Genomic DNA, 12,052 nt, shown 5'->3' with positions numbered 1-12,052 from the left:
TCAGTCCAGCCGCGCCGTGGTCATGTGCCGCTTGCTGGCGAACCCCGGCACGCGGGCCACGGTGAACCCCGCACGGGCCAGGCTGTCGCGCACATGGCCCGCCGCGGAATAGGTCGCCGCCGTCCCGCCCGGCACCGTATGCGCCGCCACCTGCGCGAGGATCGAGGGCGTCCAGAGCGCCGGGTTGCGGGCGGGCGAGAAGCCGTCGAGGAACCACGCATCCGCCATCCCCTGCCACAGGGGCAGGGTGTCGGTGGCGTCGCCGGACACGATGGTCAGGTCAAAATCGGGGCCGCTTTGGTCGGCCACCGCAGGCAGCAGGTTTACCGGCAGGGCATCGGCAAACGGGGTCAGTGCCCGCGCCAGCGCAGTGGGGTCTAGCGGGTAGGCCTCGAAACTGGTGAAGCGCAGTTTGCCGGGGATGCCCGCGTCGCGGAATGCCTGAAGGGTGGTCAGGAAGTTCAGCCCCGTGCCGAACCCCAGTTCCGCGATGTGGAACCCGTCGCGGAAGCGCGCGGGCAGATCGTTGCCAGACAGGAAGACGTGGCGCGTCTCCTCCAGCCCGCCCTGCAGGGAATAGAACGGGTCGTCGAACTGCAGCGACACGGGCACCGGGCCGTGCGTCGTGTCGCGCCAGTCCAGTGGATGATTGGCCAGCGGGTGCGGCGGTTTGGGGATCTGGCCGGTCATGGGGGATTGCCGTAAGGGTCTGGTCAGGTTGTGGAACGCGGGGCGGGGAATGGCAACGGCGGATGTGACGGTGATGGGGGCTGGCGTGTTCGGCCTGTCCATCGCCTGGGCCTGCGTGCAGCGCGGCGCTGTCGTACAGGTCATCGACCCTGCGGGCGTGGCGGCGGGGGCGTCCGGCGGGATCGTCGGCGCACTGGCCCCGCACGTGCCGGAACAGTGGAACGCCAAGAAGGCGTTCCAGCGCGACAGCCTGCTCGCCTCTGCCGATTTCTGGGCTGGCGTGACCGCGGCAGGCGGTTTGCCCACGGGATATGTCCGCAGCGGGCGGGTGCAGCCGCTGGCGGATGCGGCGGCGGTGGCGCTGGCAGAGGCGCGGGCGCAGGGCGCGGCCGCGCTGTGGCTGGGGCAGGCGGACTGGCGCGTGGTGGCGGCAGAGGCGGATGGCTGGACGCCGCACAGCCCCACGGGGCTGATGGTGCAGGACACGCTGTCGGCGCTGCTGCATCCGCGACAGGCGACCCATGCGCTGGCCGCCGCCGTGACCGCGCTGGGCGGGCGGATCGTGGCCGAAGGCACGCCGCAGGGGGCCGTCGTCTGGGCGACCGGCGTGGCGGGTCTGGTGGCGATGACCGACCGCCACACCCGCAGCGTCGGCGCTGGGGTCAAGGGACAGGCGGCGACCTTGCGGCACGGGGCGGCGGGCCTGCCGCAACTGTTCGTGGACGGGCTGCACATCGTGCCGCATCTGGACGGCACCGTGGCGATCGGATCGACGACCGAGCGTGACTACGACGACCCCGCCGCCACCGATGCGCAACTGGATGCGCTGATCGCCCGCGCCCGCGACGCGGTGCCAGCCCTGCGCGATGCCCCCGTGGCCGAACGCTGGGCGGGCGCGCGTCCGCGCAGCCGCAGCCGCGCGCCGATGATCGGGCCGCATCCGTTCCAGCTGGGGGCCTTTGTGGCGAACGGCGGGTTCAAGATCGGCTTCGGCATGGCCCCCGGCGTGGCTTTGGTCATGGTGGACCTGATCCTCGACGGTGTGGACCGCATCCCGGACGATTTCCGGCCCGTCGTCTCGCTCTAGCCCGCCGCGCTCTAGCCTGCCTGGCCGCTCATGCACAGCCGCCCGCCTTCGGCGCGGACCCATGTCGCACCGTCGTCGCGCCAGCAGACGGTCGCAGGTTCGCCAAGGATCAACGGCGCTGTCGCGCGGTAGTCGAACTGCCGCAGCGTGCCCTGCGCCCGCGTCGCCAGCCGCATCATCAGATGTGCCAGCAGCGGGCCGTGCACGACAGGGCCTGCATACCCTTCGACCTGACGCGCATAATCGGCGTCGTGGTGGATGCGGTGTCCGTTGAAGGTCAGCGCGGAGTAGCGGAACAGCAGGGTGGCGTCGGCGACCAGCGGGTCCGACAGGGTTTCGTCCGTGGGGGCGGGTGGCGGTGCTGCGTCTGCCGCGTCGCCCCGGTCCGGGCGATAGACCAGATCCTGCCACTCGGTCAGCGCCAGCGCCTGCCGCTGGCGGATGTCGTGGCGCAGCCGCACGAAGGCAAGCGGCCCGCTGCGTCCGTCCTTGCGGGTGATCCCCTCGATCCGCGTCAGGCGTTCGGCCCGGACCCCCGCCAGCAGGGGGCGGTGGAACACCAGCCGCCCCGCTGCCCACATGCGGCGCGGCAGGCCGAGGTCGGGGATGAACCCCCCCGTCGCCGGGTGCCCGTCGCGGCCGAGCTGCGCGGGCGGCTGCGGGTCCCAGAAATAGACGTGGTGCGCGAAGGGCGGCAGGGGGTCGCCCGTTGCGATCACCGGGTCCTCGCCCAGCGTCGCCTGCAGCGCCCGCGCGCGGGCGGGGTCCATCGGATCGGCACTGCTGTGGCTGTTGTCGGGGATCATTCCACATCCTTGCCTGCAAACCGGGTCGCGCGCAAACCGCATCGCCTTGCAGGGGACGGGTCCGGGGGTCATGGTGCGCGCGACGGACGGGCAGGAGGGCACGACATGCGGCACGGTGGGCAGATCCTTGTGGATCAACTGGTGAAACTGGGCGTGCGGCGCGTGTTCTCGGTCCCGGGCGAGAGTTTCCTTGCCGCGCTCGACGGGCTCTACGACAGCGGCATCCGAAACGTCGTGTGCCGTCACGAGGGCGGGGCCGCGATGATGGCCGAGGCGCATGGCAAGCTGACCGGCACCCCCGGCGTGTGTTTCGTCACCCGCGGGCCGGGGGCCACGAACGCCAGCGCCGGCGTGCACGTGGCGATGCAGGACAGCACGCCGATGGTGCTGCTCGTGGGCCAGATCGACAGCTGCCACACCGACCGCGAGACGTTTCAAGAGGTGGACTACAAGGCGCATTTCGGCGGGTTGGCCAAATGGGTGGCGCAGGTGAACGATACCGCGCGCCTGCCGGAATACATCGCCCGCGCGTTCCGCGTGGCCATGGCGGGCCGCCCCGGCCCGGTGGTGCTGGCGCTGCCCGAAAACGTGCTGAGCGCCTCCGCCGACGTGGCGGATTTCCACGGCGGCTGGCAGGTGCCTGTGAGCCTTGATGCGGGGGTCTGGGACGACGTGCTGACCCGCCTGCGCGGGGCAAAGGCGCCGCTGATGGTCGTGGGCGGGCCGCACTGGTCGCAGGTTGCGGCCGACGATCTGGCGGCGTTCGCGGAGGCCGCAGCGATCCCCGTCGCGGTGTCGTTCCGCCGTCAGGATTACATGGACAACCGCCACCCCTGCTATGCGGGCGATCTGAACGTCGGCGTGAACCCCGCGCTGGCGCAGCGGGTGCGGGACGCGGATGCGCTGCTGCTAATCGGCACGCGGTTCGGCGATATCGAGACGCAGGGCTATACGCTGTGCGATCCTGCCGATCCGCAAAAGACGATCCTGCACGTCCATGCGGACGCGGACGAGATCGGGCGCGTGTTCGGTGCGGACATGGGCGTGGTCTGCCCCGGCGACGTGGCGGTGGCGGGCCTGCGCGCGGCGCTGGGCCGTCAGGCGGACTGGCCCGGCTGGCCCGATGCGGTCGGCCCTGCGCGCGCCGCCTATGACGCGTGGCAGGTGCCGGTCGGCAGCCCCGGCGACCTGCGGCAGGAGGAGGTGATCCGCTGGCTGTCGGACACGCTGCCGGACGATGCCATCGTGACGAACGGCGCTGGCAACTATGCGGCGTGGCTGCACCGCTATTACCGGTGGCGGCAGTATGGGACGCAATTGGCCCCCACCTCCGGCTCGATGGGATACGGATTTCCGGCCGCCATCGCGGCGGCGCTGGAGCATCCGGGGCGGCAGGTGGTGTGCCTTGCGGGCGACGGCTGTTTCCAGATGACCTGCAACGAGCTGTCCACCGCCGTGCAGCATGGGGCCGCCCCCATCGTCGTGGTGATGAACAACGGCCGCTACGGCACGATCCGCATGCATCAGGAACGCAGTTATCCGGGACGCGTGTCTGGCACGGTGCTGGCAAATCCCGACTTTGCCGCCCTCGCCCGCGCCTATGGCGGGTTCGGCGCACGGGTGGCGACGCAAGACGCGTTCGCGGACGCCTTCGCGCAGGCGCAGGCGGCGGGGACGGTGGCAGTCATCGAATGCGTGCTCGACAGCCGCGTGCTGTCGCCGGGGGCGTCGCTGCCGGGGTGAAGGTGCGACGCTGGCGGAGGTCGGGGCGGTGTCCTTGGGGCTCTGCCCCAAACCCCGGGATATTTGCGACCAGAAGAAGGGCTGGACCGGCGTGTGAGAGGAGACAGGCGCGTCAGACCGTACGCCGGTAGGTGATCGTCGTGAGCCTGTCGAAACCCGCATGCGCCGTGCGGGCGATCTCCTCGAACCCCAGGCGGGTGAACGCGGCGTGGTTTTCCGTGAGTTCCACGCGGGTCTGCAGGGTGACGCTGGGATGGCCCAGTGCCGCGGCACGCATCAACGCCTGTGCGATCAGGCGGCGGGCATGGCCTCGTCGCTGTGCCGCTGGCACGACGGCGAGTTTGCCCAGATAGAGCGTATCCGCCCGCGGCGTCAGAACCATGCAGGCCAGTGGCGGCTGCCCGATCACCCAGACCTCGCGGCCCGGCAGGGCGAGGTCGGCGCGCGTCAGGCGATGCACCGAGGACGGCGGGTCGATCCGCCCGTCCATCCCGGCAAATGCGGTGCGGATCAGGTGCAGCACGGCGGACAGGTCGCTGTCTGTCGCGCGGTATGGCGTTTCGGTCACGGTGCCGTCCGCATCGCGTCATGGGGCGGAACCGATCGGCGGCTGCGGCCTTGTGCACGGCCTTCGGTTTTCATGAAAGTCCGCCCCATGCGTCTGTTCGTCCTGTGCCTCTTCACGTGTTACATCGCGACGGCGGCCCTCGCCACGGGGTTGTGACGCCGGCATCGGGCAGGGCCACGGCGTCCGGGGTTTGGTTCGCGCAGGCTTGACCTTTGCCACCGTTCACCCACATGAGAGGCTGAGCGATTCAGGAGCATGACCCATGGATTACGGCAAGCAAGGAGCGGCGAAAGTGGCGAAAAAAGGCCCCAAGCACACCGAGCACAACCAGTATGGCAGTGACAAGACGCCGTTCGGCAGCCGTCCGTCCAAGGAGGAGCTGCTGGCCCGGATGAAGGACGCGCAGGCCAAGGGCGGCGCGTCGACCAAGGATCTCGACCGTCCGGCGGACGCGTCCGAGCATGCCGCCGAGGACGAAGGCCCCGTGCGCGCGCCCGCCAAGCCGGATCAGGTCAACTGATCGCTACAGGCATTTTTGCATGAAGACGGAATGCGGCCCCGCGACGTAACTGCCGAACGGGCCGCACACCACGAAGCCGTGCCGCGCATAGAGCCGGTGCGCCGCATAGAGGTCGTCGCCGGTTTCCAGCCGCAGGCACCGCAGGTTCTGCGCCCGCGCCTCGTCCTCCAACCTGTGCATGAGAGCTGCGCCCGTCCCTGTGCCGCGGGCGGCAGGGGTGACGAACATCGACTTGATTTCTGCGTAATCGCCCATGTGCGCCAATGCGGCGCAGCCCAGCGCTGCACCGTCGGATTGGGCCAGCAAAAAGCGGATGTGCGGTGAGGCCAGCTCATCCGGGTCGAGCGCGAAGATCGCCTCGGGTGGATAGCGGGATGCCAGATGGGCGTGGCTGGCCTGCAGCAGGCCCAACGCGGCACCGTGGCGCGGATCGGCGATCGTTATGGTCAGCGGTGCAGTCACTGTTGTCTCGTCAGGGTGGGCGGAACGGGCCGGTGCGGTGGCCCGTTCCGTGGGTGGCGTCAGCCGTAGACGCGGGCGTCGAGGAGCGGGGTGCCGTGGGCGCGCAGGCGCTTGGCCAGTGCCAGCACCGCCAGATCGACCAGCGGTTCGGCCAGCACGACGGTCATGTAGGCCGCGCCGAACGTGCCGAGCGAGGCCAGCGTCGCCATGCTGGCGCCCTGTCCCCACAGCACCCAGAACGCGACCCAAGCGACGATGCCCGCCTGATAGGTCGTCGACAGCTTCAGCGCCTGCACATAGGTCAGATCGACGTAAGCCGTGCCGCGGGCCACCACGCGGCGGGTGATCCAGTGCAGCGCCAGCAGCGGCATCAGCAGCGTGGTGACGTTCATGCCGTATTGCGGCAGATCGAACGGGGCCATCAGCAGCCCCTGCAGCAGCAGGCCCAGCGCCAGACCGATCGCGGCGGGGGCGGTGCCCAGCATCAGCAGCAGGGTCGAGCCGAGGATCAGGTGCACTTCGGACGGGCCGACCGCGACATGCGGCAGCAGCTCGAAGAACACCACGGTCGCGGCGGTCGCCATCGCGCTGCGTGCCAGAAGGGACAAGGCGCCACGGTCGCGCAACGTCTCCCACGCCAGTTTGGCAGAGACGGTGGCGGCACCGGCGGCGGTGAATGTGCCAAGGGCCAGTTTCGCGCCTGTCACAACGCCCGGTTCGATATGCATGGATCTTCTCCTGTCGCCCGTCGCACCCGACGGGTCTTGGTTACGTCACGCAAGGCCGGTCTCCTGGCTCGCGGATAAAGTGTGTGGCGTCGCCTTCCCGGGGTGGACCCCAGTGGCATCGTGACGCCGCACTCTCCGCTTACAGTCGCGGGGGCGGCTGTGGCGCGGGGTCGTTGCACGTGGCAAGGACCCGTTCCACATTCCCAGTTTCATCCCACGCCACCGGATGGTGCCGCATGATACCTTGCCTCATCCTTGTGCGCCGCGGGCTAGTGCCGGGTCAACCCCGCATGGGGATCGGGATGCCTGCCATATCTTGTGGATAAGCCAGCGGATTGCCGCAGATGCGGTGCGGTTGCGTTGACTTGGGGGTGCAGGGGCCTGCATCATCGAGCGTCTAGGGAATCGACGGATCACCACAGCCCATGCGGTTCACGCGCCTTCGCCTCAACGGTTTCAAGAGCTTCGTCGATCCGACGGACCTGATCATCGCCGATGGTCTGACCGGCGTCGTCGGCCCGAACGGCTGCGGCAAGTCCAACCTGCTGGAGGCGTTGCGCTGGGTCATGGGCGAAAACCGCCCGACCGCGATGCGCGGCGGCGGGATGGAGGATGTGATCTTCGCGGGCACCGCGACCCGGCCCGCTCGCAACTTTGCCGAAGTGGCGCTGATCGTCGACAACGCCGAACGGCTGGCGCCCGCCGCCTTCAACGATGCCGATCAATTGGACATCGTGCGGCGGATCACCCGCGACGCGGGGTCCGCGTACAAGGTGGGAACGCGCGACGTCCGCGCCCGCGACGTGCAGATGCTGTTCGCCGATGCCTCGACCGGGTCGCAGTCCCCCGCGCTGGTGCGTCAGGGGCAGATCAGCGAGCTCATCAACGCGCGGCCCACCAGCCGCCGTCGCATCCTGGAGGAAGCGGCGGGGATCAGCGGCCTCTATCAGCGCCGCCACGAGGCGGAACTGAAGCTGCGGGGTGCGGAACAGAACCTCGGCCGCGTCGATGACGTGGTGGCGCAACTGGCCGGGCAGTTGGCGGGTCTGACCCGGCAGGTGCGGCAGGCCGCCCGCTACCGCGAAATCGGGGCCTTGCTGCGGCTGGCCGAAGGGATGCTACTGCTGCGCCATTGGCACGACGGGCAGATGGGGCTGGCCGGCGCTGCGGCGCTGGCCGACCGCTGCGCCGCCGCAGCCACCGTGACGGAGCGCGCCGCCGAAGCCGCCGCCGCCGCGCGCGCGGAGGCCGAGGCGGCGCTGGCGCCGCTGCGTGACGAGGCGGCCATTGCGGCGGCGGTCGTGCAACGGCTGCTGGCGCAGGGCGAACGGCTGGACGAACAGGCGGCGGCTGCGGATGCTGCGATCCGCACGCTGACCGGGCGCGTCGACCAGCTCGACCGCGACATGGCGCGAGAGGCCAGTCTGAACGCGGATGCCACAGCCACGATCCTGCGGCTGACCGAGGAGCGGACAGAGCTGACTGCGATGGACGACGGTCAGGCCGAGGCGCAGGATCTGGCCGATGCCACAGCCGAGGCAGCAGCCGAGGCGTTGGCCGCTCTCGAGCAGGACCTTGCGGATGGCACCGAATCCGTAGCCCGCCTGTCGGCGCGTCACCAGTCCGCACGACGCCTGCTGGATGACAGCACCAAGGCCGCGACACGGGCAGGTGCAGAGGCGGACCGCGCCCGCGCGGCGATGGCAGAGGCAGCCACCACCCGCGACCGGGCGGACGCCAATCTGGCCACCGCGACCGAAGGCGAGGAGATCGCCGCAGCGACGGCGCAGAACGCCGAGGATACCCTGCGCGAGACCGAGGCGGCCCGCGCCACCTGCCAGACGCGCGAGGGCGAGGCGCGGGCCAGCCGTGCCACCGCCGAAGGCGAGGCAGCGGCCCTGCGCGCGGAAGTGGCAGGCCTGACGCGTCTCGTGACCCGCAGCGCGGGCGCGGGCGATCAGGTGCTGGACCGGATCACCGTCGCGCGCGGGTTCGAGGCGGCGCTGGGGGCTGCGCTGTCCGACGACCTGACGGCACCTGCGGTGACGGAAGCCGACGCCTCGGGCTGGGTCACCCTGCCGGACTATGCCGCACCGCAGGCGCTGCCGGATGGTGTGCGGCCGTTGGCGGGTGTGGTGGATGCACCCGTCGCGCTTGCGCGCCGCATCGCGCAGGTGGGCGTGGTGAATGCCACGCAGGGGGCCGCTCTGCAGGCGGGCCTGCTGCCGGGCCAGCGCCTTGTCAGCGTGGCGGGCGACGTGTGGCGGTGGGACGGTCTGCGCACGGCGGCGGCAGATGCCCCGTCGGCTGCGGCCCTGCGGTTGCAGCAGATGAACCGTCTGGCCGACCTCGGTCGGGATCTGGCAAGCGCCGAGGCGGTGGCGGCCAGCGCCGCGGCGGCGCATGCGGCGCTGGCGGACCGGCTGGCCGCGCTGACGCAGGCCGACCAGACCGCCCGTCACGCCCGCCGTGACGCCGAGGTGCGTGTGTCGCAGGCACAGCGCGCCGCATCGCGGGCCGAGGCGGAGCGGCATCTGGCCGATGGCCGTGTCGAAACGCTGGCCTTCGCCGCGGCGCGCCATGCGGAAGACGCCGCGGCGGCGCGCCTGCAACTGGATGCGGCACAGGCACAGATCGCGGACCTGCCCGATCTGGCACTGGCGCGCGCAGCGGTGGACCGCGCGCGCCTGACGGTCGAGGCGGCCCGTCTGACCCTGATCGCCCGGCGTGCCGCCGCGGACGACCTGCGCCGCGCCGCAACCGCCCGCGACCGGCGTGTGACCGAGATCGCCCGGGACATACAGGCGTGGACCGACCGTCTGGATAATGCCGCGCGGCGCGGTGCGGAACTGGAGCAGCGCGCCGCGACGGCGCGGGTCGATCTGGCGGCAGCACAGGACGCACCCGCCCGGCTGGCCGCCGAACGCGCCGCGCTCGCAACGCAGCTCGACCGGGACCGTGCCCGTCAGGCGGACGCCGCCACGGCGCTGCAGACCGCCGAGGCGTTGCACCGCGATGCCACCCTTGCGGAACGCAGCGCCGAGCGCGACGCCGCCGATGCGCGCACGGCACGCGCCGCCGCCGAGGCCCGCCGCGAGGCCGCCGCCGAGATGGCCGCAGCCGCCGCCCTGCGCATCGGCGAGGACCGCGAGACCACGCCGGAGGCCCTTGCCGCCGACCTTGGCTGCGATCCCGCCGACCTGCCCCCCGTTGCCACGCTGGAGGCGGACATCGCCACCCACCGTCGCCAGCGCGACGCGCTGGGCGCGGTCAACCTGCGCGCCGAAGAGGATGCGACCCGCGTGCGGGACGAGCATAACGCCCTCGTGACCGAAAAGGCCGATCTGGAGGCCGCCATATCCGCCTTGCGGGCGGGTATCGCGGGGCTGAACCGCGAGGGCCGCGAACGCCTGCTGACGGCGTTCGAGCAGGTCAACGCCAATTTCGGCACCCTCTTTCGCAGCCTGTTCAATGGTGGTGAGGCGCGTCTGGAACTGGTGGAAAGCGACGACCCCCTCGACGCGGGGCTGGAAATCATGTGTCAGCCGCCGGGCAAGCGGCTGTCCACGCTGAGCCTGCTGTCGGGGGGCGAACAGACACTGACGGCGATGGCGCTGATCTTTGCGGTGTTTCTGGCAAACCCCGCGCCGATCTGCGTGCTGGACGAGGTGGACGCACCGCTGGACGACGCCAACGTCACGCGGTTCTGCGACCTGCTGGACGAGATGACGCGACGCACCGACACGCGGTTCCTGATCATCACCCACCATGCGGTCACGATGGCCCGCATGGACCGGCTGTTCGGCGTCACGATGGGCGAACAGGGTGTCAGCCAGCTTGTCAGCGTGGATCTGAAGAAGGCCGAGGCGATGGTCGCCTGACGCGCCGATGGCTGCGATTGTATTCGGCCGGTCCGGCCACGCGTCGTGGTTGCATCGGCGCGGCGGTTGCGCCCAGCAAACCGGCGTTCGGCATGGCACCGGGCGAAAAAACGCCGGCATGGTCCGCGACCCTGTGGCTATTTGCGTGGTGTGGGCTACCTTTCGGACATGTCACAACCCTCAGCGCACCCGGACCACGATCAGCTTCTGCACGTCCTGATCGTGCAGAGCCATCCAGAATTGGGTGCCGTCTGGCGCAACCATCTGGCACGTCAGGGTGCCGTCGTCACACTCGTGACGACCGCCGAACGCGCGGTGGCAGCAATCGAGGCCGACCCGTTCCACGTCATCGTGCTGGATATCGTGCTGGACGACGGCAATGCCCTCACCGTCGCAGACATGGCGGCATTCCGGCAGCCACAGGCGAACCTGATCTGCGTCACCGACAACAGTTTCTTCTCGGACGGCTCAATCTTTGCCCACAGTGCGACGGCTAGGTTGATGCTGCAGCGGGCGACGCCGCCAGACGAGCTGGCGGCGATCGTGTCCCATTACGGCGAGCGGTCAGCCGCGTCCGTGCGCTAGGGTAAAGTCCGGCCACGGGTTGATCGGGATGATCCGGTAGGGGTTCACCGTCTCATGGCTGTAGTGATAGTGGCGCACGATGTGATCCATGTTCACCGTATCCGCGACCGCACCATCCGGCGTCTGCCACTGATAGAGCTCTCGCGTGAAGCCCCACAGCGCGGGATAGTCGCTGATGAAGGCGCGGTTGCACTTGAAGTGCGTGTGATAGACGTTGTCGAACCGCACCAGCGTCGTCCACAGCCGCCAGTCCGCTTCGGTAATCCGGTCGCCTGTCAGGTAGCGGTTCTGCGATAGGATCCCTTCCAGCCAGTCGAGGCTGTCGAACAGTGGATGCACCGCTGCGTCATAGGCGTCCTGAGATGTGGCGAAACCGGCCTTGTAGACGCCGTTGTTCACCGTGTCGTAGATCCGCGCGTTCAGTGGCGCGATGGCATCGCGCAGCGCGGTGGGCCAATAGTCGTCCGTATTGCCTGACAGCCCGTCGAAGGCGGAATTGAACATGCGGATGATCTCGGAGGATTCGTTGGACACGATCCGGCCCAGTTCCTTGTCCCACAGCAGCGGCACGGTGACGTGACCGGTCATGTCCGGCGTATCCTTCAGATACACGTCGCGCAGGAACGGCAGGCCGAACAGGTCGTCGCCAGTGGCCCCCGGATAGTCGTCTGACAGCGTCCAGCCGTCCGACAGCATTTCGGGGTGGACGACCGACACGGTGATGTGGTCGCGCAGGCCTTTCAGCAGTCGGAACACCAGCGCCCGGTGCGCCCAGGGGCAGGCGTAGCTGGCATAGAGGTTGTAGCGTCCGCTCTCGGCCTTGAATCCCGCATCGCCCGTGGGCCCTGCGCTGCCGTCGGCGGTGATCCAGCTGCGGAAACGGGCCTCGTCGCGTTTGAACGACCCCCCGGTTTTCTTGGTGTCGTACCACTTGTCTTGCCACGTTCCATCGACCAGCAGGCCCATCGGTTCACTCCCTTTT

General features: G+C 69.8%; 11 protein-coding genes and 1 riboswitch. Of the genes, 5 read left to right on the top strand and 6 right to left on the bottom strand.

Annotated elements, in window-relative coordinates:
• On the bottom strand, positions 1-690 hold the full coding sequence (gene mnmC2 / locus BMX16_RS04755; protein ID WP_089899482.1) for a tRNA (5-methylaminomethyl-2-thiouridine)(34)-methyltransferase MnmC2: 690 nt from the start codon (positions 688-690) through the stop codon (positions 1-3).
• 49 nt (positions 691-739) lie between these two features.
• Here mnmC2 and BMX16_RS04750 point away from each other — a divergent pair, with 49 nt between their 5' ends.
• Entirely contained in the window at positions 740-1,777 is a 1,038-nt protein-coding gene (locus BMX16_RS04750; protein ID WP_089899479.1) for an NAD(P)/FAD-dependent oxidoreductase, read from the top strand.
• Between the two features lie 11 nt (positions 1,778-1,788).
• On the opposite strand, the gene BMX16_RS04745 is transcribed toward BMX16_RS04750, so the two are convergent.
• On the bottom strand, positions 1,789-2,583 hold the full coding sequence (locus BMX16_RS04745; protein WP_089899476.1) for an HTD2 family dehydratase: 795 nt from the start codon (positions 2,581-2,583) through the stop codon (positions 1,789-1,791).
• A gap of 105 nt (positions 2,584-2,688) precedes the next feature.
• Between BMX16_RS04745 and BMX16_RS04740 the strand changes: the two genes are divergently transcribed.
• Positions 2,689-4,326 carry a thiamine pyrophosphate-dependent enzyme gene (locus BMX16_RS04740; RefSeq protein ID WP_089899474.1) on the top strand — a complete coding sequence of 546 codons (1,638 nt, stop codon included), beginning with the start codon at positions 2,689-2,691 and terminating at the stop codon, positions 4,324-4,326.
• A gap of 112 nt (positions 4,327-4,438) precedes the next feature.
• Here BMX16_RS04740 and BMX16_RS04735 read toward each other — a convergent pair whose 3' ends face one another.
• Positions 4,439-4,894, bottom strand: coding sequence for a GNAT family N-acetyltransferase (locus tag BMX16_RS04735; protein ID WP_245731329.1), 456 nt, complete (start codon positions 4,892-4,894; stop codon positions 4,439-4,441).
• A gap of 262 nt (positions 4,895-5,156) precedes the next feature.
• Between BMX16_RS04735 and BMX16_RS17300 the strand changes: the two genes are divergently transcribed.
• Positions 5,157-5,414: a hypothetical protein gene (locus BMX16_RS17300; protein ID WP_143057996.1), complete on the top strand. Its 258-nt coding sequence runs from the start codon at positions 5,157-5,159 to the stop codon at positions 5,412-5,414.
• Between the two features lie 3 nt (positions 5,415-5,417).
• On the opposite strand, the gene BMX16_RS04725 is transcribed toward BMX16_RS17300, so the two are convergent.
• On the bottom strand, positions 5,418-5,876 hold the full coding sequence (locus tag BMX16_RS04725) for a GNAT family N-acetyltransferase (RefSeq protein ID WP_245731327.1): 459 nt from the start codon (positions 5,874-5,876) through the stop codon (positions 5,418-5,420).
• Between the two features lie 59 nt (positions 5,877-5,935).
• Complete coding sequence (locus BMX16_RS04720; protein ID WP_089899471.1) at positions 5,936-6,604, bottom strand: energy-coupling factor ABC transporter permease; 669 nt, start codon at positions 6,602-6,604, stop codon at positions 5,936-5,938.
• Positions 6,605-6,640: 36 nt separating this feature from the next.
• A riboswitch (cobalamin riboswitch) is annotated at positions 6,641-6,866 on the bottom strand.
• Between the two features lie 163 nt (positions 6,867-7,029).
• Here BMX16_RS04720 and smc point away from each other — a divergent pair.
• Together smc and BMX16_RS04710 are read left to right on the top strand one after the other, a co-directional pair.
• Entirely contained in the window at positions 7,030-10,485 is a 3,456-nt protein-coding gene (smc, locus tag BMX16_RS04715; RefSeq protein ID WP_089899468.1) for a chromosome segregation protein SMC, read from the top strand.
• Positions 10,486-10,653: 168 nt separating this feature from the next.
• Positions 10,654-11,070, top strand: coding sequence for a response regulator (locus tag BMX16_RS04710; protein ID WP_245731325.1), 417 nt, complete (start codon positions 10,654-10,656; stop codon positions 11,068-11,070).
• On the opposite strand, the gene BMX16_RS04705 is transcribed toward BMX16_RS04710, so the two are convergent.
• Complete coding sequence (locus BMX16_RS04705; RefSeq protein WP_089899465.1) at positions 11,050-12,036, bottom strand: glutathione S-transferase family protein; 987 nt, start codon at positions 12,034-12,036, stop codon at positions 11,050-11,052. The genes BMX16_RS04710 and BMX16_RS04705 overlap by 21 nt on opposite strands.
• Positions 12,037-12,052 lie beyond the last annotated feature (16 nt).

The organism is Loktanella fryxellensis, from assembly GCF_900110065.1.
Classification (GTDB): domain Bacteria; phylum Pseudomonadota; class Alphaproteobacteria; order Rhodobacterales; family Rhodobacteraceae; genus Loktanella; species Loktanella fryxellensis.
The sequence above is the reverse complement of the archived record's forward strand: the minus strand, read 5'-3'. Positions and strand labels throughout refer to the sequence as shown.

Coding starts and splice junctions, on each gene's coding strand:
- BMX16_RS17300 (WP_143057996.1), top strand. CDS start 5,157: ATGGATTACGGCAAGCAAGGAGCGGCGAAAGTGGCGAAAAAAGGCCCC.
- smc (WP_089899468.1), top strand. CDS start 7,030: ATGCGGTTCACGCGCCTTCGCCTCAACGGTTTCAAGAGCTTCGTCGAT.
- BMX16_RS04705 (WP_089899465.1), bottom strand. CDS start 12,036: ATGGGCCTGCTGGTCGATGGAACGTGGCAAGACAAGTGGTACGACACC.
- mnmC2 (WP_089899482.1), bottom strand. CDS start 690: ATGACCGGCCAGATCCCCAAACCGCCGCACCCGCTGGCCAATCATCCA.
- BMX16_RS04740 (WP_089899474.1), top strand. CDS start 2,689: ATGCGGCACGGTGGGCAGATCCTTGTGGATCAACTGGTGAAACTGGGC.
- BMX16_RS04750 (WP_089899479.1), top strand. CDS start 740: ATGGCAACGGCGGATGTGACGGTGATGGGGGCTGGCGTGTTCGGCCTG.
- BMX16_RS04720 (WP_089899471.1), bottom strand. CDS start 6,604: ATGCATATCGAACCGGGCGTTGTGACAGGCGCGAAACTGGCCCTTGGC.
- BMX16_RS04710 (WP_245731325.1), top strand. CDS start 10,654: ATGTCACAACCCTCAGCGCACCCGGACCACGATCAGCTTCTGCACGTC.
- BMX16_RS04745 (WP_089899476.1), bottom strand. CDS start 2,583: ATGATCCCCGACAACAGCCACAGCAGTGCCGATCCGATGGACCCCGCC.